This window comes from Candidatus Obscuribacterales bacterium (genome assembly GCA_019744775.1).
In the GTDB taxonomy this organism is placed as follows: Bacteria; Cyanobacteriota; Vampirovibrionia; order Obscuribacterales; family Obscuribacteraceae; genus SBAT01.
The window spans coordinates 68,958-93,545 of sequence record JAIETZ010000003.1 but is presented as its reverse complement, the minus strand read 5'-3'; the positions used below and the strand labels follow the sequence as shown (position 1 = coordinate 93,545).

Genomic DNA, 24,588 nt, shown 5'->3' with positions numbered 1-24,588 from the left:
GATTTCAAAATGCCACTTCCAATTCAACTATTCAACAGTCTTGGACGCGAATTAAAAGAATTCAAGCCTCTGACACCAGGTCAGGTGCTTATGTACAGTTGCGGACCAACTGTCTACAACTTCGCCCACATAGGCAACCTGCGCGCGTATATTTTCACGGATACTTTGCGCCGCGTTTTGCAGTGGAAAGGCTTCGACGTACAACACGTGATGAACATCACGGATGTCGGGCACCTCACATCGGATGCCGATGAAGGTGAAGACAAAATGGAGCAATCGGCCAGCAAACAAGGCAAGACCGTCTGGGAAATTGCTCAGTTTTACACGGACAATTTTCTCTCCGACTTGGAAAAACTCAACATACTGACACCGACAACAGTCTGTAAAGCAACAGACAACATCCAAGAGATGATCGACTTTGCCAAAAAGCTCGACGAAAAAGGTTTTACCTACGTCTTGGATGATGGTCTCTATTTCGACATCAGCAAACTATCAGAATATGGAAAAATCGCTTTACTTGATCTCGAAGGACAAGAAGCCGGCGCTCGCGTTGCCGTAAAAGCAGGCAAACGCAATCCGGCGGATTTTGCCATCTGGCGTTTTTCGCCCAAAGATCAAAAGCGCTTGATGGAATGGGATAGCCCCTGGGGAGTAGGCGCCCCTGGCTGGCACCTGGAATGCTCTGTGATGAGTATCAACGAGCTGGGCAACCAGTTTGACATTCACACAGGCGGCATTGACCACAGACAAGTACACCATTGCAACGAGATTGCGCAAAACCAGGCTTACTTGGGCAACAACAATCCGGGAGCCACCTGGTGGATACACAATGAGTTTCTTGTTTTAAGCTCGGATGAAAAAATGTCCAAGTCCGCAGGCAACTTCTTGCGCCTGCAGTCGATTATCGATCTTGGAATTCACCCGCTTGTCTATCGCTTCTTCTGCTTACAGGCAAGCTACAGAACCCCACTGGAATTTTCCATTGACGCTTTGATGTCGGCGAAAACCGGACTAACAAGACTAATCAAAAGAATCGAAGCAATAAAAATAACTGCTGATGTTGAAGCGATGGAACTTGTAGACGCACTAAAAATAAAAGCCGGCGAGTCTCTTGAAAAAACGGTTCGAGAATTGAGCAAGGATATCCCCGCAGGCAAGCAAAAATGGATCACTGACTTTGATGCAGCAATATCCGATGATTTGAACACGGCTAAGGCACTTGCACTTTTAAACGAAGTCATTGCCGAAAGCGAAATGCCACCACATGTGACAATTCGCATTATTGCTATCTACGATCTGGTCTTGGGTCTAAATTTGGTCACGCAATCGTCAGACGGCCTAGCACTGCGTCCAGCCAATGCCAAAATTGATGAGTCTGAAATCAACAGCTTGATCACTCAACGCACGCAAGCAAAGAAAGACAAAGACTTTGCCAAAGCCGATCAACTTCGCAATGAATTGACAAGCAAAGGCGTTGCCATCAAAGACAGCAAAGACGGCACAACTTGGGAATGGCTTCCCGATAACAACTAGTCATGCAACTGGAAACAGACAGGCTAATTCTTCGCAGGTGGCAAGACTCTGATCTGGAGCCGTTTTCAGCTATTACCGCCGATGCAGAAGTCAGACATTATTATCCAAGCACACTGACCAAAGACGAAACAAAATCACTCATCCAAAGATTTGAATCGCATTTTGAGAGAGAGGGATTTGGTCTTTGGGCACTAGAACTAAAGTCATCGGGAGAATTCATTGGCTACACCGGTTTATCCAAACCAACTTTCGAAGCACATTTCATGCCGTGCGTAGAAATCGGCTGGCAAATTTCCCGCAAGCACTGGGGCAAAGGTTATGCACCGGAAGCAGCGACCAAGAGCCTAGAAGATGGGTTTGTTCGACTTAACCTAGAGGAGATCGTCTCCTTCACCACTACCAGCAACGCACAGTCTATGCGTGTGATGGAGAAGCTAGGCATGCAGCGAAACCCATCAGATGACTATGAACACCCAAAGCTGCCAGACGGACATCCTCTCAAACCCCACGTTCTCTACCGCCTTCCAAAGACTGTCTGGGCCTGCCGAACGAGTTTTAATCTACAGGCGTAGATTCCCCAGCGACAAAAAGATGCCGTCAGTCTATTCTTCGTACATGGATCAAAACGCGCAGCCAAATGAATGCAAGGCGATTCCCGTTCTGGAATTAGGAAGAAGAGTTACTGCTGGCTCCGACGCGGATGAAAACACCGTCTACAACGCCTGACCTCTCACTCACGATAGTCAAGGGACAAGGACAAAAATCTAGCCAACCTGGAAACTCATCTTGCAGCTTTCCGGACGGACGATTTCATTGACAGGAATCTTTTCCCAATGATACCCTGGCCAACAGTAGACTTGGTTTAATTAGTATGAAAAGAAAAGTGCGGAGTAACCTGCAACGTAGTTCAAAAGGACAAGGCATTGTTGCCGGCGTCATTGCCATTACTCTATTGGCTCTGGGAACAGCAGCCGCCTGCACACTTTTATGCAGTTCCGGAATGTCTAATACTTACAAAGAGAAAATGAGTTTCGTAGCAGGACAATGCGCGAAATACTTACTTTCAACAAGTAATTCCCAAAATCTCGACGACCAGACAAAGGACTTAAGTCAACAATTCTACTCAAGCATGGGATTAACGATAAACGATCAAACAGCTACTGCCAAAGGCAACAGCCAACAAATGCAAGTCACTTTGACCGGTAAGGTCAATGTAATACCAGCACCTATCACACTAACTGATACTGAGACGGCAACTCCTACACCAACCAATTCAAACGGCCCTTGGACAGGCTGCGTGCAAGCAGTGGGCGTCGTCAACGGTTATATCCCTTGCGTCAATACACCAGCCAACCCATCCGGACCCGTTGTTGGTTTTACTCACGCAGGTTTGTATACGCAATGACTCATCGCCAACAAAAAGGGCAAGGACTAGTGGAAGCGGTTATTGCAATTGCTTTCATGGTTGGGCTGGTGACAGTAGCCACCGTGCTTGTTTGTGATGTGGGATTGGCCAACTATTACAAAGAGAAGTTTAGTTTCATTACCAACCATACGGCACAATTTCTTGTCGGCAGCAGCAGTTCACAAAATATGGATCAACAAGCCTTGCAAACTGCCCAACAAATGATCGCTGCCATGAAACTGCCTATTACGAACCTAAAAGCAAACGTGACAAAAAACGGACAGCTAGTGACAGTAGCAATAGAGGGTAACTGTAAGCTGTCCCAGAACGGACTAAATCTATTGCCGATAAGTATTCCCGTGAAGGATGTAGGTTCAGCAATCGTAGGCACCACAAGCGCTACCAGCATGAGTTGGGATGGCTGGTTGCAGTGCTTTGGCGCCGGTAGCAATAACTATGTGCCCGTAAAGTTTTCTCCCATCGGCAACGTAACAGGCATCACAAAAACCAAAACCGTCATTCCGTAAGGGCAATGTGATGATCAAACCTAACACTGTTAGAAGAAGCCAATCCGCACAGTCGCTAGTTGAAGGTGCTGTTGGTTTAGCAATAGTGATTGCAATAGCTATTGGAGCCGTGCTTCTTCTCACTGATTCTTATCTGGCCAACAGCTACAAAATAAAACTTGGCTTGATTACCGATCTAATAGCAGACTACTTATCTGATGCTAAACCCGGTCAGGATTTGAATCAACTCGGACAGACAAAAGCCAATCAACTAATTGCAGCATTGGCTTTACCTATGTCCAATGCCAAAACAACAGTTGTAGTCGCCAATAATTTATTGGTTGTAACCGTTACCGGCAAATGCACGGTTTTACAAACCGGATTGCCAATTTTGCCACCAACAATTGAACTCGCCGATACTGCTGCGGCTCCTATTGCGTTGGCTCCAACTTGGGACGGCTGGCTGGAAGGAATGCGCAACATTGGACAAGGACCATCTGTCTACATGCCTGTAAAGTCACCAGCCCCTGGTAACGTATTAGGATCTCTGCACTGCGGACCATAAGTGCAGAGCAAGAAATTTATTCAAGCAATATAGAATCGTATTTCAGAATAGAGTTCGGAGAGGGTGGGATTCGAACCCACGTGGCTTGCGCCCATCCGCTTTCGAGGCGGCTCCGTTATGACCACTTCGGTACCTCTCCCTGTATGCTCCGGTTCGGACGAAGTCCTCACCTTCGCTGGCTATCCAGCATTGCCAACTTCGTTCAGCGCGACCGGCTCATCGCCGCTCTTGCCTCACTTCATCTGCTAACGCCAGTCTCGTTTCTTTCTACTGTCGCTATCAAGCCAGGTGAATATTATAGCCTACCAAGTTCTAGCTATTGATCGACGCTGCCGTCTGGCTTGTCTGCTACTCGTGGCTTGTTCGATGATTCAGCTTTTGTTTTCAAAGCTGTCATGCAAGGAGGCAAGTCAATGCGGAATTGGCGCTTGATGAGCACTTGCGGCATGAATAAGCCACCATCGACAAAGCCCATGTATGTGACCAATGTTTTGCTGCCGCCTTGAGAAGGCTCTATTTTCCAATAGCCATCAATAGCTTTGAAGTCACCATCAATGCGATTCCACGCAACCATCTGGTTAGGCGTTTCTTTTACTTCCAGCGTGTAACTGTAATCAGTAAACGCGCCTGTTGGACGTGTTACGTACTTAATAACTTTATTGCCGCCGCCATTGTCTTGCATAACGAGACACTTCTTCAATGTCGGAAATGTTGCAGCAGCATTTTTATAATCTGTACATATTTTGTAGCAAACTTCAGGACGCGCATTAACAATCATCGAACTGACGACGTACGACTTCTTGCCTATCTGTTGCTCACCTAACGTGTATGGCTGCTTCTGTGTGCCCGCGGCAAGCTCTTGCTTGGCAGAAACGCCTGGACCGGAAAGAAAAACGGCTACGGTCAACGCAGAGGCTAATGAGAGCTTGCCAATAAATGGCAAGAAGTCAAGGGCTTTCTGCTTAAACATTTGGGCACCGGTGTATAAAGACTCTGCGTCCATGAGCGTCCTCGGAATGGGGCTAATTGGGCAATGGTCGGTGATTTTAGCATTTACATGACCTTCTATCGTTAACTTCATGACATCATTACAAGAATCTCTGGAACCCGTAAACAACATCGTCGTTGTCTACAACCCGATTGCCGGTCAAGCCGGTGATCCTGATTTGTGGGTCGGCACGATAGTAAACAGACTCTGCCAACATTTTGGTTGCACTGTTACGGTTGTACCAACACGCGCGCATTTAAGCGGCGAAGATATTTTGAACGCTGCGCCGCAAGCGCCTGACCTTGTGGTGGCAGCAGGTGGTGATGGTACGGTGCGCACGTTGCTTGGTGCGCTTGCGCAATCTAATTCTTCCGTGCCGGTTGGAATTGTGCCGATGGGAACTGGAAATATCCTGGCGCGCAATTTGGGAATTTATGAAGACAACTTGCTTGCTGATCCGTTGCACAAGGCGTTGAACATCATCTGTCACGGCGTTACGAGAAAAATTGATCTCGGCATGATGAACGGACATTACTTCTCTGTTGCAGCAGGCGCGGGACCAATGTCAGATGCTGTGATTTCACCAGCGCACCAAGATAAGGCCAATTGGAAAATGCTTGCTTATGCAACATCGATGGTGCAGACATTTGCGTTGCCTCCGGTTGTTTTTAGCGTGAACGCAGACGGCAGTAAATTTCAAGTTACGGCTTCAGGAATTTTCGTGACGAATATTGCCGATGTAGGGATGGGAATTCTTTCGGAAACTGCGTTACCTGATGATGGGTTGCTGGATCTTTGTATTCTTGATCCTTCGCATTTTGCGGATTACCTTCAGTTGGGATTTAGATTTTCCGTCGGCTTCTTTGGCGGGCAAGCACCGTATTACATTCGCAAAGTAAAAAGTGTCACGCTTGATGTAATGCCGATTAAAAGTCCGATGTCTACGTTGCAGAAACTTGGACACAAGATACGTGGTTTTATAGGCGGCAAGCCGCACATTGAAGCACCGCAACACAAGCAAGTACTGGCTATGATTGACGGCGACTCGTGCGGCCACACACCGATGCACATAAGCGTTGTACCGGAAGCGGTGACATTAATCGTGCCACCGAATATGGCACAGCGCCTATTCGCGGAGCCGTCGTAATTATTTCAGCGCTTGGCCGAGTTGTGCTTTGACGAAGGCGATTTCGTCGTCTGATCCGTTTATTTGTCCATCTAGTTTGGCGGCAAGCACTGACTTCAACACTTCGCCTATTTGCGGGCCTTGTTGCACACCCATAGCAAGTAAATCCGCACCACTTACTGAAAGTTCAATTGGTTTCAATTGCTCCAGATAGAGTTTGACAATGCGGCGCAATGGACTTCCTGGAGTTGCCAGACACGCGGCGATTGCCAGTGACTGGTCACTTTGTCCTTTAAACAACTCATAAATCTCACTTCGTTTTAATTCTGAAGAAACCGAATTCAATTCTTCAGCCAACACAAGCCCGCGACTGATGTCACTTATATCTTGATTGCTTATCTGCAAACGCTCCATTGCTTCAGTAGCCTGAGACGGTCCGAGTTGCGCCAACAAGACTCCCAAATAGACAGTCCAGTTATTATCCACTCGATAGTGCGCAAGCAATCTTTCAGCTCGTCGAAGAGATCGCCTAATGTCAACACCATAGCTAAGATGTGCATCAAGATAACGTAAGCGTCCGCCAAGGCGCCCAAGTAAATCCAATGCCTTCAATCTGTCTTTTGATTCGAGAATTAATTGTAATTCTGTGCGCATGCGAGCACCGCCGAGATTATCGAAGATGCCCATATTTATCGCTCTTTCAGCCTGCCTGCAAGTCTTGTCTTCCAACTCAAAGCCAAGTCTTGCGGCAAAGCGCGCCGCTCTCACGAGTCTTGTCGGATCTTCAATAAAACTAAACGGATGCAATATGCGAACAAGTCTTGCCTCAAGATCTTCCAAGCCACCGAAGTAATCTATAACGTCACCAAATTGTCCGGGATTTAAACAGACAGCCAACGCATTTATTGTAAAATCTCGACGATAAAGATCTTGCTCAAGACCTGACGCTTCAACGGTAGGCAACGCTGCCGGAAATTCGTAGAATTCCGTTCGCGCAGTCGAAATGTCGATTTCCAATTTGTGCTCAGCATTGAAAATCATCGTTGCCGTTTGAAAACGATCATGTTTGGCGACCAACTGCAAACGCCCAGGGTAAGCTGTTTCCAGAGCTTTAGCTAAATCGATCGCCGAACCTTCAACTACGAAATCCAAGTCCAAATTAGGCAAACCAAGAAACAAATCACGCACACAACCACCAACGGCATATGCAGTCATATTCAAAAGCGCAGCCTGGCGACCTAGCTCCTCGAACAACCAAAGCGTTGAATCGCTCAAAATATTTAGACGATCACGATAGTGAACGTAGCGTTTTTGAGGCAACGCAAAATGTTCTTGATCTTCCTCCGCATGCGAACCATAAAGAGTCCTAAGCACTTCATGACGCGTCACAATACCGATTAGCTGGTCGCTTGCATCAAGTACCGGCAATTTGCCGATATCTTCATGAACCATCGTATGTTGAATCTCGCTAAGCGGCGTTTCAGGACGAATGGACAGTACAGGCCTGCTCATAAACCCTTGCACAGGAGCATGACCCAACTTGTGATGCAGCGCTTGATCAATATCTCTGCGCGATACAACACCGACAACTTCATTGCCTTCGGTAACTACAAGTCCGTCCAAACCATAACGAAGCATAATACGCGAAGCTTCTTCCATAGTTACGCGCGGCCTCACACTGCGCACAGGTGCCTGCATGATTTCCGCAGCCGTCTTCTCCGGTTTTACTTGCTTCTTGATCAACTCTTCGACTTCATTGATTACCTCTTCAATGGAAGTTTTGCGACTTACAGCAGAGCCGGCACCCGGATGTCCATCGCCGCCAAATTGAAGTACGATTTGGCGGACATCAATTGACTGCGTATCTGAGCGACCGACAAGATGAATCCGATCACGCATTTTCACAACTGTTATTACCGCGTCGGCAGATTCGATTTCAACAAGTTTTCTCGTCAGCGTGGCCAACCCTTCAAGATATCTCGTACGTTGCGACCAGGCGATAACCGCCTTCATGCCGGACACGTTAACAACTCGCCTGTTATTGATTAGCTCTTCAAGCAATTTGACCTGCTCTTCTGATTGCTTCGGATTTAGATAATCGTTAACGCGCGCAATGTCGGCGCCTTGCTCGAGCAAATATGCAACACATGACGCGTCAAGTGCCGTCGTGCCACTATATGTCAAACATCCGGTATCTTCGTAGATACCAATCAAGAGAAGCGTTGCTTCAAAAGGTGTGAGCTTGATACCACGATTGCGAATTTCGTCAACCAATACAGTCGTAGTTGCGCCAACCGCTTTGACGATTGAATCGCCTCTCGCATTTGGACCCAGTCCTTCCGGATCAATGTGATGGTGATCAAAAATCGTGTAACCGACAGGATTGTCCTTGCGACTTATGAGTTTACGCGCTGATTCATCCAAGCGATCTAAATGCTGGCAATCGACAATGTAGATATGCTTGATGTTTTTCGCATCGATGTATTTCAGCTGCGAAAGAGGCAATGAATCACGGTAAAGGGCAAAGAATTCCCGAACATTACCCACCAAAGGATAGCCAGGCAACATACGGGTGCCAGGAAACAACTTGGTGACAGCGTATTGCGCCGCCAAGGAGTCGAAGTCCATATTGTTGTGGGTGAGTACGATTTCCATTCTGTTCTTTGAACCGCCGGGAAAGGGCGCATGCAATGCGCCCCTACAACCCAGAACCATCAGCCTCCTACACTAGTCCTACTAAGTTACATTATGACGGCAATATGACGGAAGATGAAGGTTAAGTACTAATACAAGTTTATAGGCTGCATATGTGAGGTATTAACGACCTGAAAGGCTTCTCTGAGGCTGAAAAAGGTGACCCCTCTGGGCGTAATCGGTGATGTGTACTTGGTATGTTGTGCTGTCGGCACAATTTATCTGCTCGTGGGCGCTTTTCTAGGACACTTGTCCGATGCCGGTTCGCACGGCTTGCACATAGATGCTTCTCACGGGTTCGGACATGGCGCTCACGGCGGACACACAGGGCATGGCAGCCACGCCGATTTAGCGGACATGAATACTTCGCCAAGCAAAGTAGCGGTAATTCCAGCCACCCATAGAGGGCGCACGAGCATACCACGCCTGATTTTGTCCATTTTCAGTCCTATGACAATAGCAGTGTTTCTGGCATTTTTCGGAGTAGCCGGAATCTTTGTATTGAAGATAGTTCCGATTCTAGGAATTTGGTCCTTGATACCGGCGGCAATTGTAAGTCTTCTGGTTACCGGACAAGTGCTTCGAGCATTCAGCTGGATGGTGCGCCAAATGCATGTGACGTCACAACCAGATGCCGACGATCTTATCGGACAGCGCGCTGATGTCACCGTGCCCATTCAAGCTGGAGAAGTCGGTGAAGTAGTTTTTGTAATCGGACTAAGTCGCTACAACAAATCAGCACGCGCACTAAATCCGGAAGCACATTTTGAACAAGGCTCTAAAGTGATCATCTCCGATGTACAGGATCACGTCGTACTCGTCGAGCCTTGGAAAGAGTTTTTGCTGGAGGACACCAGTCTTCCGCACAAGGAATCCTAATTGCGAAACTAGACTGGAGGTTAATCATGGATCCACTTACGATAAGCAGCGGTGTACTAGGCCTGGTGGTCCTATTCCTGGTGGGATGGATCATGGCTAGTTTCTACCAAAAATGTGGACCCAACCAAGCGATGGTGATAACCGGCGTCGGTGCACGCACCGGCGAACACGGGTTTAAAATCATAAAGGGTGGCGGCGACGTTGTCTATCCACTCATTCAACAGCGCTCTTTTCTTAGTCTGGAAATCATGACGATTGAAGTACATTCACAAGCGCCGATTATTACAAAAACCGGTGTACCGATTTTTGTAGAGGGTGTAGCTCAAGTTAAAGTTGCCGGAGACACAGTATCAATCGCCACAGCAGCCGAACAATTTCTCGGCAAATCAAATGAAGAAATAGCCAATATCGCGCATGAGACTCTCGTCGGTCACTTGCGCGCCATATTAGGAACGATGGAAGTTGAGCAATTGATTCAAAGCTTCAACGAGTTTGCCGGACGCGTACAGAAAGAATCAGTGCCCGACTTAAACAAAATGGGGCTGACTGTTGTTTCGTTTACCATCAAAGAAATCAAAGACTCCGTTGGTTATCTCGAAGCATTGGGACGCAAGCAAACTGCCGAGGCCAAGAAAGCAGCCGACATCGGTGTCGCTCAAGCCAGCAGAGACACGAGTATCGCCCAAGCACAAGCACAACGCGACTCAGCCATTGCTCAAGCACAAGCCGCAGAAGAAGGAGCCAAGGCAAAACTGTTGGCCGACACTCGAGTAGCGGAAGCCTCGAAGAATTTCCAAGTCAACCAAGCGAACTACCAAATGGAAGTAGCCAAACAAAAAGCGGAAAGCGATATGGCTTACGACATCGTAAAAGCTCAACAACAACAAACTTTGGTTGTGGAAAACCAAAAAATCAAAATCGTTGAAATGGAAAAGCAAGTTGAACTTCAAAACGTCGAAGTACAAAGACGAGAAGTTGAACTGCAAGCACAGATAACAAAGCCTGCTGAAGCCGAGCAAACAAGAGTAAGACTAATTGCCGAAGCACAAGCGCAAAAAATGCAATTAGAAGCAAAAGGTCTTGCTGAGGCTACAAAACTCCGAGCTTTGGCCGATGCTGAAGCAGCCAAGGCGATAGGTGTTGGACAAGCTGAAGCGGAAAAAGCCAAAGGTCTTGCCCAAGCTGAAGTTATCAAAGCGCAAGGTCAGGCAGAAGCTGAAGCCATGCAGAAGAGAGCCGAATCGTTCAAACTTTACAATCAAGCAGCCGTGGCTTCGATGCTCATGCAAAAGCTACCTGAAGTTGTAAGCGCAGCAGCCGAGCCAATTTCCAAGATTGGCAACCTGACTGTTTTAGCGACAGGTTCAGACTCAACAAGCGCCAGCAAAATTACAAGCGAGGTATTGAATGTTGCCGCGCAAGGTATGACTATGGTAAAAGGTCTTACTGGTTATGACTTAAGTCAAGCACTGAAAGCAAACCAGGAAAACAAAGAAGGCAATTCGGAAAACTCTTGACCTCAAATCGTCGCATTATTCTCACTGGTGCTTCCGGCGTAGGTAAAACAACCTTGGCCGAGCCGCTCAGCAAAGAATTGGGCTTGCCCATTATTCCTGAACTGGGACGAGATATATGTCGGCAGTTGGGTTATGAACGCATAGGCGATATTCCTGATCAAGAAGCTTTCAAGAAATCTGTTCTTGATGCGCAGATTCAAACAGAAGATAAAAACGGTGGTTTTGTCTCCGATAGATCAACAATTGATTGTTGGGTCTTGTGGCAGCGCTGGAATATTTGCCAGGCGATGAGTTATGACACAGAGGCATATTACGAAAAGGCGCGCAAGCAATCAGAAAAATACACGCACATAATTTTCGTACCGCCGATGTTTCCGCCGGTAGACGACGGCTTTCGCTGGACAGATGCGGATTATCAAAAGCAAATCGATAGGCTAACGCGTATGACGTTGTACGAATGGAATTTACTCAATAGGACTTTGTTTGTCAAAGGCAAGTCAGTAGAAGAGCGCCTCAAAGAAATTACGAGTTGGCTATGAAATTCCTTCACGCGCTTTTGATGCTATATCTTTTTTGTACAAGCGCGATGGCGGCGGTTCAGACATCGGCGCGAATTGTTTCGCTGGCACCATCGAACACGGAACTTCTGTTTTCCCTCAAGGCGGAGAAGTTGCTCGTTGGCGTGTCTACCTACTGCGACTTTCCACCGGACACAACGAAGATTGAAAAAGCCGGGTCATTTGTCTCCGTCAACATTGAGCGCGTTATGCGTTTGAAACCGGACACAATAATTCTGGTCAAAGGACAAGAAGCACTTGGTTCGCTTTTAAAGCACAAGGGCTTCAAGGTAATTATCTTGTCCAATGATCACCTGAGCCAAATACCAGCGAATCTGATTGCACTTGGCGAAATAACCGGCAAGCCAAAAGAAGCAAATCAATTGGCACAGGCATTCAACGAAAGCGTAACCAACCTCAAATCAATAATCGCCAAAGCAAAATCAAAGCCACGCGTCTTCTTCTGCGTCTGGCCGGAGCCACTACTCACGGTCGGCACCGATAGTTTTCTCAATGAGTTGATTGTGACTGCCGGTGGCATCAACATCGTCACTCAATCAACAAAAGGCTACCCGCATTACAGTATGGAAAAATTGGTTATGGCAAATCCGGATCTAATCATCCTTCCATTCGAAGCAAAAGAATCATCCTTGCCGCAAAAATCTCCCTGGACTTCGCTAAAAGCAATAAAACAAAAACGCTACTTCTACCTGCCAAACCAAAAAGAAGACCGACTTTCCAGGCCAACTTTGCGAATTACAGAAGGCCTTTATTGGCTGGCAATAAAGTTGCACCCGGAGCTTCAAACGGAGTTGCAGACCTGGCTGTCTGATACAAAGAAGAAATTAGCCAGGCTTTAAGTATGTATGTCAAGTAGATAATTCTTGCCCTGGTGATGCGCACAGGCGATATATCTTCGAGCTAACCACTTTAGATTCTTAACGCTATTCTTAAGGACACTTACAGTGAAGCTTCACCTAGATATAATTTGCACAATACTTTTATTTCTATTTGAAAGCCCACAATGAATCACCTGGTCGTCTGCGGTCTCAATTACCACTCAAGTCCAATTGCTATCCGCGAACGGTTCATTATCCCTACTTCCTGTTTGACGCACGCATTGCATGCACTTGCTCGCATGCCGCACATCAAGGAAGCAGCAGTTGTTTCGACCTGCAACAGAACAGAAGTCTATGCGCTTGTCTCCGATGTGCAAGCAGGACTCCAAGAAATCGAATCGTTTTTCCTGTCAACACAAACTGTTGCTGACCACGGAGCACTACGTCCCAATTTCAAACTTCTGAGAGAAGACGTTGTCTTGCACTTGTTCCGTGTCGCCAGCGGACTAGACAGCATGGTTTTGGGCGAAGGGCAGATAATGGCCCAAGTGAAGGACTCGCATCAAGCAGCTCTTGATGCCGGCACAGCTGGACCATTTCTCGATCAACTTTTCAAAACAGCCCTCAACTGCGGCAAGCGTGTACGCACGGAAACATCAATGGGACGCCGCGCTGTGTCCATTAGCTCGGCAGCAGTCGAGTTGGCGCGCGAATTAATGGGACCACTAGCAGAGAAAAACATCGTGGTTGTCGGTGCGGGCAAAATGGGCAAAGTCTTGCTAAAGCATTTGCTTACAGAAAATGGCAACGGTCCTGTAGTTGTGCTCAATCGCAGCCAAGAAAGATTGGCATCGCTGACAAACGGTGATATACCAAATGCGCACAGAATGAAGACCGGTTTCACCATGGAAGATTTGCCGCAACTGGCAGCAAGTGCCGACATAGTGTTTGTTTCCACATCAGCACCACAGTTTCTTCTGGACGCCAAAGACTTGCAAGCTCAAAAGACAAACCCAAATCTTTCCATTATTGATATTTCCGTCCCACGCAACGTTAATCCGGACATAGCCGACATTGCCGGAGTGAAATCATTCCACGCCGATGATTTGATGGCTATCGTCAACAAAAACATGGCTGAACGTGAAGCTCTTGTTGCCGAAGCAGAAGACATTGTTTTTGAGTCACTGGAAAGTTTCAACGGATGGCAGAGATCGCTTCTTGTTGTGCCGACAATTACAGAACTGCGTCAAAAAATCGAGTCCATTCGCCTGGCGCAAATGGCCAAATCACAATCAGCCGGCAACGATTCCGGCGATATGCGCGACAAGATGGAAGACATCAGCCGCAGTATCATCAACCAAATCCTTCACCACCCAACAGTTCAACTAAAGGCAACAACAGACTACGGTGCACTGCGCCAACAGGCAGAAGCTCTGCGCCAGTTGTTTAACCTGAATGTCAGCGAACCAATGGCGACAGGCCATCACAACGCCACTCAAGCTTCAGGCAAAAGCTGCCCATTTGCGGAATCAGGCAAGCAAGTTGACGATGCCCTCAAAGATTTTTCCGACAAGCTAAAGAAAGCTTGGCTGAGTTTTACATGATTCGAGTTGGTACTCGCGAAAGCAAGTTAGCGCTATTTCAAACAAATAGCGTACTAGCTAAGCTGAAGCAAGCATTTCCCGGACAAAAATTTGTCACAATACCTATCAAGGTTCATGCCGAAAAAGACATGAAGAAGCCACTCTTCGCTTTTGACACGCGCGGTGTTTTTGTCAAAGAGTTGGAAGAAGCCCTACTGGCTGGTGAAGTTGATCTCGTCGTGCATAGTCTCAAGGATTTGCCGACAGACATGATCGAGGGGCTGGCACTTGCTTCTGTTCTCGACAGAGAAGATCCGCGCGATGTTCTCATTAGCCACAACAAAACTTCTTTTCTGAATTTACCAAAAGGAGCAACTGTTGCTTCATCAAGCCGTAGACGCCTGGCTCAATTAAAAGCCTTACGCCCGGATTTGATCTTTACCGACATTCGCGGCAACATCGACACCCGTTTAAAAAAGCATGCAGACGGCGCTTGTGACGCGATGGTTCTTGCCGCTGCCGGACTTATTCGCTTGGACCTCACGCAACACATAACCGAATATTTTGATACGTCGGTAAACTTGCCTGCCGCCGGACAAGCAGCCATTGCTGTTGAGTGCCGCGCGAATGACAAAGATGTTCTCGCTATGTGCAAAGCTATCGAAAACCCTTCTGTCAGAGGAGAAATTACAGCCGAGCGCGCATTTCTAAACGAATTAGGCGGCGGTTGCTCCGTGCCCGTCGGAGTTCTCGCCAGAGAAAAAGACAACATGATAGATATCACCGGTTGTGTGGCGGCACTGGATGGCAGCAAGATTTTGCGCAAGTCTGCAAGCGGACCAGTCAAAAATGCCCAGTCAATGGGAATCGAATTAGCGCACTCACTCCTACAAATGGGCGCCGAAGAAATTCTTGCTCAACTTAAAACAACAACAGCCTCTGTTTCACCCCCGTAAATGTCTCAAAATAAATCACTTAAAAACTTGTCTATCCTGGTGACGCGCTCCGCACACCAGGCATCGAAGCTCACATCCAAGCTAACCGCACTGGGTGCCGACGTGACGGAAATGGCTGTTATTTCTATTAAGCCTCCTGATGATTTCAAGCCGCTTGATGATGCCATTTATTCACTGCCTGAATACGAATGGGTAATCTTCGCCAGTGTCAACGCAGTGAATGCCGTGATTGAACGCGTGCAGGCACTGAATAAATCTGTCGGTGATTTCAAACAATTGAAAATCGCAGCTATCGGTCCAGCCACAGCTGAAGCGCTAAAACAGTTCGGCTTAGAAGCTACATTTTCACCCACAGCATTCATAGCCGAAAGTCTTGCCAGCGAATTTCCCGGATATCCACATCTCAAAGGCACTCGCATATTCTGGCCGCGTACCAACGTAGGTCGCAAGTATTTGCTGGAGAAATTACACGAAGCTGGTGCCCTAGTAGATGCAGTCACTGCCTACCAAACGGAAGGGCCGATTGATCCGGAAAGCAAAGCAGATGCGCTCGTAGATATGCTGGCAAATGACAAACTCAACGTCATAACGATAATGAGTTCAGAAACAGTGCGTAGTCTTAGTCGCTTGTTGCAACTAGGAATTGAGCGGCAAGCAAAGGCGAACAACCACATCGATTTGACTCAATTACTATCCAAAGTAACTCTGGCTGCAATTGGCCCGGAAACGGCTCTGGCTGCCAAAAAGGAATTGCCGGCAGCAATTCACTGCATCGAAGCAACCACGTTTACAACAGACGGATTAGTCAAAGCCATTGTCGACCGCTTTTCCCATTAAATTCCTGCCAGATTGGCAACCACTTTTAAGTCAACGGAGCGTAAATCGAATATATATATATGTCTAACATGGCAATAACGACAAAACCAGCCGTATCCGAGGCAACTTTCCCATCCGTTCGCATGCGCCGCATGAGAGCGACAAGCCCGTTGCGTGGTTTAGTCAGTGAAACAAAGCTCTCCGTCGAAAAACTCATCTATCCGCTTTTCATAGTGCCGGGCAACAGCGTGAAGAAGCCAATTTCTTCCATGCCCGGCATTCACCAGCAAAGCATTGACTCGATGCTCAAAGAAGTAGAAGAGGTTCAAGCTCTAGGTATCAAGGGTGTGATTTTGTTCGGTATACCTGAGAACAAGGATGACAGAGCAAGCCAAGCTTTTGCCAAGGAAGGCATTACACAAGAAGCAATCAGAGCAATCAAAAACGCTTTCCCGGAAATGATAGTCATAGCCGACACTTGTCTTTGTGAGTACATGGACCATGGACACTGTGGAATTGCCACAGACAACGGCATAGACAATGACGAGAGCGTAAAAATCTTGGTGAAAGCCGCTATTTCACAGGCTGAAGCAGGCGCCGACATAATTGCTCCGTCGGACATGATGGATGGAAGAATAGGCGCAATTCGCAAAGGCTTAGACAAAAACGGTTTTGAAAACATCCCAATAATGGCTTACAGTGCCAAGTTCGCCTCTGGCTTTTACGGTCCATTCCGCGAAGCCGCCGAATCAGCCCCGCGCTTTGGCGACCGCACCTCCTACCAGATGGACCCTGCCAACGGGCGGGAAGCCATCCGGGAAATAGAACTGGACATAGCCGAGGGCGCCGATGTCGTTATGGTTAAACCGGCCCTGGCCTATCTAGATGTCATCGCAAGAGCTAGAATGATAACCAACCTGCCAATTGCGGCATATAATGTCTCAGGAGAATACTCCATGATTAAGGCAGCTGCAGCCAACGGCTGGATAGATGAAAGAAGGGTTGTATTGGAGACTCTAACCGGCATTTTTCGCGCTGGGGCCGACATTATAATCACCTATCATGCTAAGGACGTAGCCACCTGGCTATCCTGAGCACGCTGCGCACAGAGGGAATTGATGAAAACGAGTACCGCCTACCAAATTAGTTTTGCCAACGCTTTTGCCGACTTGTACCTAGACAAGGAAAACGGCGAAGTGGCTTTGGATTTGCGCAGGCAAGAAATAACCATTTACTTAAACCAGCAGCAGTATCAAGCTTTGGTCTTGCTTGTTCAACAGAGCATGGAAGATGAGGAATTTGGCGACTACATCAATTGGCGCAAAGATCCAGTGCAAAGCGACGAGAATCGCATGTTTGAAATTTGTGGTCCTGAGCATATGGCTTGTCTGGCATGCACGCCGACATACGAACGTGTCAAACTGACATTTGATATTGGCGTTGCTGTCGACTTGTCGTTTGCAGATTACCAAGGATTGGAAGGCTTGCTCAAAGAAGCTCAAGCTGATCTTGAATGGCGCAGAGAACTCTTGCGCTTCAACAATTTAGACGGCATGTCCGAAGGCGGCCCCGACGTCGCGTCCGGCGAGTAACTACCTCTTTGCCTCGAACGGAAGCATGACGGTAAAGACGGAGCCTAGTCCTTCTTCGCTACGGCAGCTGATTGTGCCGCCGTGTGCTTCTACTATTAGTCGACTAATATAGAGTCCGAAGCCGGTGTTTGCCACGTAGTGTCCGCCACTTTGACCTTGCGCAAAGTGATAGAACAAATACGCTTGATCTTCAGGCGATATTCCAGGACCAGTATCAACAACGCGAACCACAACGTATTTGTGGTTATTCTGTGCTTGCACTTGCACTAATCCGCCTTCAGGCGAATAAGTCAAAGCGTTGTGCAGTAAATTATTAATCACTTCAGCAACGGCTTTTCTGTCGGCAACCACATTATGCAAATTGATCCCGCAATCAAACTCCAGTCTAATATTTTTCTGCTCAGCCATTTTGGCCGAATCAATAATGCTGTCACTAATAACTGTGCGCACATTCAATGTTTCAAATTGAAATTCTTGTTGTCCTGATTCCAAAAGATAAACATCAAGCAGTTTTTGAATCATGCTCAATTTGTGATTATTGCCGGCTTTCAAAAGAGCAATTGCATCTAATTGACGGGAGTTCAAATCGCCCATCGATCTATTTACCAACATTTCCAGTACACGTTCAGCACCAACCAGAGGCGCTTTCAAATCGTGAACCAATGTTGCTACAAATTCTTCGAGGCGCTCCAAACGCCATACATTCATTTTGGTTAGTTCGCCATCTTTAACGGCTGTGACATTTTCCACCGTGCCGACGTAGCCGATTAAGTCGCCCTGCGCGACTTTCTTGGCAGTTACTTTGACCCATACAATAGATTCATCGCTGCAAACAAAACGACAAGTATTTTCAAACGGCGCACCTACAGCGCACGCTAATTTCCATTCGGTAACAACACGCGCGCGATCTTCTGCATGCAAGACATCTTCCCAACTGCATCCATCTTCAATTTCGAACCCAGTCAGCTTTCGATAAGCCGGATTCACATATAAACAGTGACCACTTTCATTACAGTAGAACATGCAAATCGGAGAAGCTTCCAAAATTGCCGCTGCATAGGCATTAGTGGATACCTTTTCACTTGTACGTTCCTGCTTCGGCGAACATTTGGCCATGGTTACCACCCAGGTCCTGCAAACAAGGGACAGGACCGACCAATTTTTGTTGTTTCAGCTCGAACAACCCCCTTAAAATCATATCAGATGTCAAGAATTAATGGACTCTAATTAGAGACTTAGCCGATAAAATTTGCTCGAAAAGTCAAAATATTTCACGCGTATACCTCGAATGGGGGATACACCTGCTGTATAGACAGGCCCCTGTTGCCGGGATGCAAGCGCCTGCCGTCCTTTTATCGCAAGTGATACCGCTTTTGGTGTCACATTATCGCATTTTGCCGCACAGGGCAACGCACATGCAATGCGCCCGTACGCCTAAACTTTTAGGTTTTTGAACTTATTGGGAACTTCCTGATGATCTATAATGATACAGATCGTTGGGCACGGCGAGGACCAACGAACCTGGTCAGGGGGGAAACCCAGCAGCCATAAGTTGTCACCTTCGGGTGTGTCCAGCGGTCTTAATCCATAAAGAAAGCCAAAAATATGACAACCGGATCTTCCAAAAATGCCAGACCGCCTGAATCGAGCAAAACCTTGCTTGGTCAAATTTTGGTCCAGTTGGGTTACATCACAATTTATCAGCTGGACGAAGCTCTAAATATCCAGACTCAGGATGTAGCCACAGGCAAAGAGCAAAAGCCGCTAGGTCAGATTCTGCTTGAGCTTGGCTATTGTGGTCCCAATCAACTCATCCACGCCATTCAAGTCCAAGCTGAACTGCGCAAAGCCGGATCAGTCGGATAAAGATTATTGGCGCATGCAATGCGCCGCTACATGAAGAATATTCATTTCAAATCTCCTTCTTTTGATTTAAAGGTAAATCTGAGGGGGATAAGCTGATTAGTTGGGGGTTTTTCCTTGGGACTAACGGCAAAACTCAATTTCGCTTTCATTACCGTGATTGTGGTCATGGTCATAAGCAGTGCCGCCCTTGGCGTTTTCAATCTCTACAAATCAGTTCACGATAGCGCGACAGAAAAGCTGGAGACATCAAAAAAACAGCTGGGTGACGACATGCTCGCTATTGCAAACGGCAACGAAAGATTGGCGTTGTCTCTTTTGGAAAGTCCCGGGTTTAATTCTGCCTACTCTTCTAAAAACAAGGACAGAATTGGCCGCGAAGCAAATGCGCTTATCGATAGAGCCGAAAGTGAAGCTTCAGTAATTGTCGTTGATGACCACAACTATGTAGTCTACTCAAGCGAAACACCGTCTAAATCAGGATACCCAGTACCCGATCAAGGCTTCTTATACAACAAGGCTATTTCTACGCGCGAGAAGGTGAAAGGTTCGACCACCATTAGCGTTACCGGCGCTCCGTGTATTACGGCAATTGTTCCGATACCCTATCAGGGCGGAGCAGTGATAGTAACACAAGCAATAAATCTAGATTTACTGACAGGCTTTGTTACCAAAATGGCACTGATGCCGGCACACATAACCAACGTCGACGCTGCGTTGTATTCAGCGAAGGATAAACGAGTAACGGTTATTACAACAGGTCTGCTCAATAAGGACGGCGGTTATCTCGACTCATTAAGCAAAGGGACAACGCCACCACTCAAAGTAACGGAAGTGGGCGACAAAATGTATTGGCCGTTTCTTTTGTTTGAAGAATCGCCGGAGAAAGACCTAGTTGGCATTATCCTAATTACGACACCTGTAGCCGATATCAAGCCACAACTGATGGGCATTGGAATACAGTCAGCCGTGTCGGCTATTTTGGCATTGTTGCTGGCTTTGTTCTTCGCTAATTCAATTGGTACTTATACATCGTCTTCGATAAAGTTCTTGATCCAAAGAGCCAAGGATTTGGCGGCACAAAAGTCATCACTGCCTGCACTCGATGTACTCAAGGGAGAGTTTCTGGAACTTGGGGAGTTGATGGATACGGCTGTTGCGTCTCTGCGCTCGTCAGTGCAGAGTTTGAAGACACAATTGCTTTCGAGTGAAGGGGATTCCGGTGTATCTGTTGATCAATTAGAAGCAGCGAACAGCCAGATAAATACATTGAATCGCCAGGTAGCTTCACAGACAAGGCAGATAGCTGAGACAGCCAAACAAATAAATTACGCAAATCAACAAGCTGTCTTGCTGCAACAAAAATTAGACTCTGTAATTCAAATAGCCAACGAAGGATTTCTATTTCTTGATCAATTCGGCAATATCGTTTCCGCCAATCCGGCATTCCTCAACTGGCTGGGCTCAACAGAGGCGGAAGTCGCCGGACGTTATTGTTACGACCTAGTGAAAAAACCAGGTGATCCGCCGGATGGAGATGCTACTGCATTTTCTAAACGGTCCAATGAGCCGGGCGAGCTTCTTAACGCCTTTTTCCCGGAAGGCTTTATCTATCACAGACAGCAAAAGAGGGTCGTCGAAGTTTTTGCCCACTTGCAGCCAATCATGCAAGATAACACTGTAATTCAAGGATATATTCTTGTGTTGCGCGATAAGACTTTGCACACGGAGGCCGCTTCGCTGCGCCAAGAAATTGTCACTTTCCTGACGGATTCTATTCGCACGCCGTTGTCGTCAGCCGAACCCACATGGAATGCGCTGCTTGCCAATGCGTCACAAACAATGCACGCTTCAGTTGGACAGGGCTTGGCGCAACTGCATACTCACTACGTGCAACTGCTTGCTGTTGTCGACAGCCTGCTTATGATTTACGGCGGCACAATACCATCGTCCACTACGCCGCGCGAGCCTACCGTAATAACAAGGCTTGTCGCTGATTGCTTGGAAGAAGTGTCAGCATTGGCCCGTGAGCGCCAATTGATGCTGGACTACAAGACAGTCACCGGCTTGCCTACAGTCAATTCCGACAAAGATGTGTTACGCAACGTAATAGTCGAGCTTCTGCGCAAGATGCTCGACATCACAGCACCCGGCGGACGTATACGCGTCGAGAGCGTCTTGAAGGCGAACGAAGTTAGAATGAGCGTGTCGAGTTCCGGCCCAGCGTTGTCGACAGAAGACGTCAATGACATGTTCGTGGGATTTATTCAAGGCAAGCATCCGGAAGACAGTTATGCTTCGCGGTTGGCGATGTATGTGGTCAGGAATAACATCGAGAGAATAGGTGGCCGCATCTGGGCTGAGTCGGAGTCAGGTCGCGGAACGCTGGTGTATTTCACGCTACCGGCGGGTTAAAAACAACTACCCTATCGCCGCAGCACGCGACTCTAGCTTCTGCGCTTCTTCATCGCGCTTCATTGTCTTTAATAGGCGGGCGTAGTTTTTCAGGTTGGATACTAAGTCTTTGTGGTCCGCACCCAGATGCTTTTCTTTGATTTCCAGTGAGCGCTGATACAACGACTCCGCTTCGTCGTAGCGAAGCTTGGCGCTGTAGACAATCGCCAGATTGTGCAAATTCTGCGCGACTTCTAGACTATCAGCTCCGCAATTCTTCTCGTTTATCTCAAGAGCCTTCTGGTAATAGTTCTCCGCAAATGCATACTTGCCTTGGCTATGGCACAAAGCAGCGTAATTATTATATGTATACGCAAGACGCGGATCATCGTCTGCGAATTTCACTGCCTCTTTAATGGCTTCCGCATACAGCCGTTCCACATCAGCAAGGCGCCTTTTCTCGAATGCCAAATTACCGGCATCCATGAGCTTCTTCCAGGTGCTATTGTCATTATCCACTACGAAATCCTCGCTCCCAATTCAACTTCTTGATCAGGCTTCAACAAAATAACATCACCATCTACGGGCACGGCGCCTAAGACAAGCACCTCAGACATGAAATCTGCTACCTGACGAGGTGGAAAGTTAACGACGGCAACAACTTGTCGCCCAACTAGCTCTTCCGTATTGTAGAACTTCGTTATCTGCGCGCTCGATTGCTTTGTACCTAGTGGACCAAAATCAATCCACAGTTTAAATGCCGGCTTTCGAGCCTTGGCAAATTCCTCAACTCTTACAATCTTGCCTACTCTTATTTCGACCTTTTCAAAATCCGCGTAGGTAATTTCCATTAGACAGTCGCCAACTCTGGAGCTTGTCCGGCACGGCGGCGGGCTTCTATAAATACGAGCAGCACGGATACATCTGCCGGTGTAATACCGCCAATGCGCGAGGCTTGTCCGAGTGTCAGCGGCTTGATGCGTGTTAGTTTTTCGCGAGCTTCTTTGGCTAGATTTTCCATGTTCATGTAATCAAAGTCAGTTGGCAATTTAACATTGTCCAAACGCTCAGCTTGTTTTACTTGCGCTTTTTGTCTCTCGATGTAGCCTGCATATTTGACTTCCGTCTCTATTTCAAGCGACCAGGCGAATTTGCCGCCATCGACGGCAGGAGCCATTTTTTCAATTACGGAATAAGGCACGCGTGGGCGTCTAAGCAGCTCTTCCAATAACACTGGCTGTCTCAGCTCTTCATCGAATTCTCTAAGAGCCGCTTGCCATTCGGCACTCGGATGCACGCGCGTTGTTTGTAGACGCTTGTGCTCGGCAGCAACTTCTTCTTGCTTCTTCTGATAGAGATTCCAACGATAATCATCGACGAGACCAATCTCACGACCAAATGGTGTAAGGCGCGTATCTGCGTTATCTTGACGCAACAACAAGCGATATTCCGAACGTGACGTCATCATGCGATACGGCTCGCCAATTTCCTTACTAACCAAATCATCGATGAGAGTGCCTGTATAACTCGATGCACGACTCAATACAAACTCATTGCCGCCATGTACATACAACGCCGCGTTGATACCAGCAATTAGTCCTTGCGCGGCGGCTTCTTCATAGCCACTCGTGCCGAGCATCTGACCGGCAGCAAAGAATCCCGGCATGTCTTTCGACATCAATGTGTGATTAAACTGAATAGCCGGCAAGTAGTCATATTCAACAGCATAAGCCGGACGAATAATTGTGGCGTTTTCTAGTCCGGGCAAAGATTTGACTATCTCGTGCTGGACATGAATGGGTAAGCTCGTTGAACAGCCTTGCAAATACACTTCAAATGTCGATCTGCCTTCTGGTTCCAAAAAGAAAGAATGGCTTTCTTTGTCCGCAAAGCGCACAACCTTGTCTTCAATGGACGGACAGTAACGCGGACCGACGCCATGAATCATTCCCGAATACATGGGCGACTCGCCTAAGTTGTTGCGAATAACCTCGTGAGTCTTTTCTGTCGTGCGTGTTTGGTGACACGGCAATTGTTCACGCTCAGGTCTGTTGTCCAAGAAAGAAAAGAACGCGTGGTTTTCATCACCAGGCACAATCGGCAAATTAGTGTAGTCAATTGTGCGTCCATCGATACGCGGCGGCGTACCAGTCTTCAGGCGGTCCATCGTGAAGCCTAATGCTTTCAGACTCGCCGACAAACCAATTGATGCGAACTCTCCGGCACGACCGGCAGACTGAGTTTGTTTGCCAATCCAGATTGTTCCTTCAAGAAAAGTACCGGCACATAAAACAAGCGCCTTTGCATTTACGCGTTCGCCAAATTGAAGTTCGACTCCGGCAGCTTTTCCATCTTCAATCAAAAATTTCGTGACCATGCCCTGCTTGATGGTCAAGTTGGGCAAAGACTCCATGTAAGCCTTCATCCAAGTGCTGTATTCGCGCTTATCAGACTGCGCGCGCAACGACTGCACAGCTGGACCGCGACTCAAGTTGAGCATGCGCATCTGTAAATACGTGGCATCAGCTGCAATGCCCATAATACCGCCCAGCGCATCGACTTCCTTGACCAGCTGCGACTTGCCTGGCCCGCCAACGGCTGGGTTGCAGGGCATGGCGCCTATTGTGTCCAAATTGACGGCTAAAAGCAGCGTCTTTACGCCCAATTTGGCGGACGCATTGGCGGCTTCAACGCCGGCATGGCCGCCGCCGATGACAATTACATCGTAGTCAAAAACATTAGACGCCATAAGAGCCTCGGGACTAGCCAACTCGG

General features: G+C 47.6%; 23 protein-coding genes, 1 tRNA gene and 1 other RNA gene. 18 read left to right on the top strand and 7 right to left on the bottom strand.

The window, feature by feature from the left end; all coding sequences use genetic code 11:
- Positions 1-9 precede the first annotated feature (9 nt).
- The 5 genes from cysS to K2Y22_07100 all read left to right on the top strand — a co-directional run bounded on the left by cysS (position 10) and on the right by K2Y22_07100 (position 4,009).
- Entirely contained in the window at positions 10-1,533 is a 1,524-nt protein-coding gene (gene cysS / locus K2Y22_07120) for a cysteine--tRNA ligase (protein MBX9878215.1), read from the top strand.
- A gap of 2 nt (positions 1,534-1,535) precedes the next feature.
- Positions 1,536-2,105, top strand: a complete 570-nt coding sequence (locus tag K2Y22_07115) for a GNAT family N-acetyltransferase (GenBank protein MBX9878214.1) — start codon at positions 1,536-1,538, stop codon at positions 2,103-2,105.
- Between the two features lie 299 nt (positions 2,106-2,404).
- Positions 2,405-2,938: a hypothetical protein gene (locus K2Y22_07110; GenBank protein MBX9878213.1), complete on the top strand. Its 534-nt coding sequence runs from the start codon at positions 2,405-2,407 to the stop codon at positions 2,936-2,938.
- Complete coding sequence (locus K2Y22_07105; protein MBX9878212.1) at positions 2,935-3,465, top strand: hypothetical protein; 531 nt, start codon at positions 2,935-2,937, stop codon at positions 3,463-3,465. Before K2Y22_07110 ends, K2Y22_07105 begins: the two co-directional genes overlap by 4 nt.
- 10 nt (positions 3,466-3,475) lie before the next feature.
- On the top strand, positions 3,476-4,009 hold the full coding sequence (locus K2Y22_07100) for a hypothetical protein (protein ID MBX9878211.1): 534 nt from the start codon (positions 3,476-3,478) through the stop codon (positions 4,007-4,009).
- Positions 4,010-4,064: 55 nt separating this feature from the next.
- On the opposite strand, the gene K2Y22_07095 is transcribed toward K2Y22_07100, so the two are convergent.
- Both K2Y22_07095 and K2Y22_07090 read right to left on the bottom strand, forming a co-directional pair.
- Positions 4,065-4,148: transfer RNA gene (locus K2Y22_07095), tRNA-Ser, on the bottom strand.
- 177 nt (positions 4,149-4,325) lie between these two features.
- On the bottom strand, positions 4,326-4,979 hold the full coding sequence (locus K2Y22_07090; GenBank protein ID MBX9878210.1) for an SRPBCC family protein: 654 nt from the start codon (positions 4,977-4,979) through the stop codon (positions 4,326-4,328).
- Between the two features lie 109 nt (positions 4,980-5,088).
- Between K2Y22_07090 and K2Y22_07085 the strand changes: the two genes are divergently transcribed.
- Positions 5,089-6,144: a hypothetical protein gene (locus K2Y22_07085; GenBank protein MBX9878209.1), complete on the top strand. Its 1,056-nt coding sequence runs from the start codon at positions 5,089-5,091 to the stop codon at positions 6,142-6,144.
- Here the strand turns inward: K2Y22_07085 and K2Y22_07080 are convergent, their stop codons facing one another.
- The gene (locus K2Y22_07080; protein MBX9878208.1) at positions 6,145-8,838 is read right to left on the bottom strand and encodes a CBS domain-containing protein; all 2,694 of its coding nucleotides are present in this window, start codon (positions 8,836-8,838) and stop codon (positions 6,145-6,147) included. It lies immediately after the preceding gene.
- Positions 8,839-8,976: 138 nt separating this feature from the next.
- Here K2Y22_07080 and K2Y22_07075 point away from each other — a divergent pair, with 138 nt between their 5' ends.
- The 9 genes from K2Y22_07075 (at position 8,977) to K2Y22_07035 (ending at position 17,556) form a co-directional block, all read left to right on the top strand.
- Positions 8,977-9,696 carry a hypothetical protein gene (locus tag K2Y22_07075; GenBank protein ID MBX9878207.1) on the top strand — a complete coding sequence of 240 codons (720 nt, stop codon included), beginning with the start codon at positions 8,977-8,979 and terminating at the stop codon, positions 9,694-9,696.
- 92 nt (positions 9,697-9,788) lie between these two features.
- Positions 9,789-11,213, top strand: a complete 1,425-nt coding sequence (locus tag K2Y22_07070; protein MBX9878206.1) for a hypothetical protein — start codon at positions 9,789-9,791, stop codon at positions 11,211-11,213.
- Positions 11,210-11,752, top strand: a complete 543-nt coding sequence (locus tag K2Y22_07065) for an ATP-binding protein (GenBank protein MBX9878205.1) — start codon at positions 11,210-11,212, stop codon at positions 11,750-11,752. Before K2Y22_07070 ends, K2Y22_07065 begins: the two co-directional genes overlap by 4 nt.
- Positions 11,749-12,630 (top strand): helical backbone metal receptor, encoded by an 882-nt coding sequence (locus tag K2Y22_07060; GenBank protein MBX9878204.1) that lies wholly within the window; start codon positions 11,749-11,751, stop codon positions 12,628-12,630. Before K2Y22_07065 ends, K2Y22_07060 begins: the two co-directional genes overlap by 4 nt.
- Before the next feature lie 164 nt (positions 12,631-12,794).
- Positions 12,795-14,213: a glutamyl-tRNA reductase gene (hemA, locus tag K2Y22_07055; GenBank protein ID MBX9878203.1), complete on the top strand. Its 1,419-nt coding sequence runs from the start codon at positions 12,795-12,797 to the stop codon at positions 14,211-14,213.
- The gene (hemC, locus tag K2Y22_07050) at positions 14,210-15,148 is read left to right on the top strand and encodes a hydroxymethylbilane synthase (GenBank protein MBX9878202.1); all 939 of its coding nucleotides are present in this window, start codon (positions 14,210-14,212) and stop codon (positions 15,146-15,148) included. The genes hemA and hemC overlap by 4 nt, the downstream gene beginning before the upstream one ends.
- Positions 15,149-15,985, top strand: a complete 837-nt coding sequence (locus K2Y22_07045) for a uroporphyrinogen-III synthase (GenBank protein MBX9878201.1) — start codon at positions 15,149-15,151, stop codon at positions 15,983-15,985. It abuts the gene before it with no gap.
- Positions 15,986-16,044: 59 nt separating this feature from the next.
- On the top strand, positions 16,045-17,058 hold the full coding sequence (hemB, locus tag K2Y22_07040; GenBank protein ID MBX9878200.1) for a porphobilinogen synthase: 1,014 nt from the start codon (positions 16,045-16,047) through the stop codon (positions 17,056-17,058).
- Between the two features lie 24 nt (positions 17,059-17,082).
- The gene (locus K2Y22_07035) at positions 17,083-17,556 is read left to right on the top strand and encodes a hypothetical protein (protein ID MBX9878199.1); all 474 of its coding nucleotides are present in this window, start codon (positions 17,083-17,085) and stop codon (positions 17,554-17,556) included.
- Here the strand turns inward: K2Y22_07035 and K2Y22_07030 are convergent, their stop codons facing one another.
- A complete protein-coding gene (locus tag K2Y22_07030) occupies positions 17,557-18,672 on the bottom strand; it encodes a PAS domain-containing sensor histidine kinase (protein MBX9878198.1) in 1,116 nt (371 codons plus the stop codon).
- A 374-nt stretch (positions 18,673-19,046) separates the two neighbouring features.
- On the opposite strand from K2Y22_07030, the gene ffs reads away from it, so the two are divergent.
- The 3 genes from ffs to K2Y22_07015 all read left to right on the top strand — a co-directional run bounded on the left by ffs (position 19,047) and on the right by K2Y22_07015 (position 21,834).
- Positions 19,047-19,140, top strand: an RNA gene (gene ffs / locus K2Y22_07025) — signal recognition particle sRNA small type.
- 21 nt (positions 19,141-19,161) lie between these two features.
- Entirely contained in the window at positions 19,162-19,422 is a 261-nt protein-coding gene (locus K2Y22_07020) for a hypothetical protein (protein MBX9878197.1), read from the top strand.
- A gap of 114 nt (positions 19,423-19,536) precedes the next feature.
- Entirely contained in the window at positions 19,537-21,834 is a 2,298-nt protein-coding gene (locus tag K2Y22_07015) for a PAS domain-containing protein (GenBank protein ID MBX9878196.1), read from the top strand.
- Between the two features lie 6 nt (positions 21,835-21,840).
- Here the strand turns inward: K2Y22_07015 and K2Y22_07010 are convergent, their stop codons facing one another.
- The 3 genes from K2Y22_07010 to mnmG are packed head-to-tail and all read right to left on the bottom strand — an operon-like array spanning position 21,841 to position 24,562.
- Positions 21,841-22,332, bottom strand: coding sequence for a tetratricopeptide repeat protein (locus K2Y22_07010; protein MBX9878195.1), 492 nt, complete (start codon positions 22,330-22,332; stop codon positions 21,841-21,843).
- Entirely contained in the window at positions 22,332-22,664 is a 333-nt protein-coding gene (locus tag K2Y22_07005; GenBank protein ID MBX9878194.1) for a tRNA-binding protein, read from the bottom strand. Before K2Y22_07005 ends, K2Y22_07010 begins: the two co-directional genes overlap by 1 nt.
- Entirely contained in the window at positions 22,664-24,562 is a 1,899-nt protein-coding gene (gene mnmG, locus K2Y22_07000; GenBank protein MBX9878193.1) for a tRNA uridine-5-carboxymethylaminomethyl(34) synthesis enzyme MnmG, read from the bottom strand. Before mnmG ends, K2Y22_07005 begins: the two co-directional genes overlap by 1 nt.
- Between the last annotated feature and the right edge of the window lie 26 nt (positions 24,563-24,588).

Coding starts and splice junctions, on each gene's coding strand:
- cysS (MBX9878215.1), top strand. CDS start 10: ATGCCACTTCCAATTCAACTATTCAACAGTCTTGGACGCGAATTAAAA.
- K2Y22_07115 (MBX9878214.1), top strand. CDS start 1,536: ATGCAACTGGAAACAGACAGGCTAATTCTTCGCAGGTGGCAAGACTCT.
- K2Y22_07110 (MBX9878213.1), top strand. CDS start 2,405: ATGAAAAGAAAAGTGCGGAGTAACCTGCAACGTAGTTCAAAAGGACAA.
- K2Y22_07105 (MBX9878212.1), top strand. CDS start 2,935: ATGACTCATCGCCAACAAAAAGGGCAAGGACTAGTGGAAGCGGTTATT.
- K2Y22_07100 (MBX9878211.1), top strand. CDS start 3,476: ATGATCAAACCTAACACTGTTAGAAGAAGCCAATCCGCACAGTCGCTA.
- K2Y22_07090 (MBX9878210.1), bottom strand. CDS start 4,979: ATGTTTAAGCAGAAAGCCCTTGACTTCTTGCCATTTATTGGCAAGCTC.
- K2Y22_07085 (MBX9878209.1), top strand. CDS start 5,089: ATGACATCATTACAAGAATCTCTGGAACCCGTAAACAACATCGTCGTT.
- K2Y22_07080 (MBX9878208.1), bottom strand. CDS start 8,838: ATGGTTCTGGGTTGTAGGGGCGCATTGCATGCGCCCTTTCCCGGCGGT.
- K2Y22_07070 (MBX9878206.1), top strand. CDS start 9,789: ATGGCTAGTTTCTACCAAAAATGTGGACCCAACCAAGCGATGGTGATA.
- K2Y22_07060 (MBX9878204.1), top strand. CDS start 11,749: ATGAAATTCCTTCACGCGCTTTTGATGCTATATCTTTTTTGTACAAGC.
- hemA (MBX9878203.1), top strand. CDS start 12,795: ATGAATCACCTGGTCGTCTGCGGTCTCAATTACCACTCAAGTCCAATT.
- hemC (MBX9878202.1), top strand. CDS start 14,210: ATGATTCGAGTTGGTACTCGCGAAAGCAAGTTAGCGCTATTTCAAACA.
- K2Y22_07045 (MBX9878201.1), top strand. CDS start 15,149: ATGTCTCAAAATAAATCACTTAAAAACTTGTCTATCCTGGTGACGCGC.
- hemB (MBX9878200.1), top strand. CDS start 16,045: ATGTCTAACATGGCAATAACGACAAAACCAGCCGTATCCGAGGCAACT.
- K2Y22_07035 (MBX9878199.1), top strand. CDS start 17,083: ATGAAAACGAGTACCGCCTACCAAATTAGTTTTGCCAACGCTTTTGCC.
- K2Y22_07030 (MBX9878198.1), bottom strand. CDS start 18,672: ATGGCCAAATGTTCGCCGAAGCAGGAACGTACAAGTGAAAAGGTATCC.
- K2Y22_07020 (MBX9878197.1), top strand. CDS start 19,162: ATGACAACCGGATCTTCCAAAAATGCCAGACCGCCTGAATCGAGCAAA.
- K2Y22_07005 (MBX9878194.1), bottom strand. CDS start 22,664: ATGGAAATTACCTACGCGGATTTTGAAAAGGTCGAAATAAGAGTAGGC.
- mnmG (MBX9878193.1), bottom strand. CDS start 24,562: ATGGCGTCTAATGTTTTTGACTACGATGTAATTGTCATCGGCGGCGGC.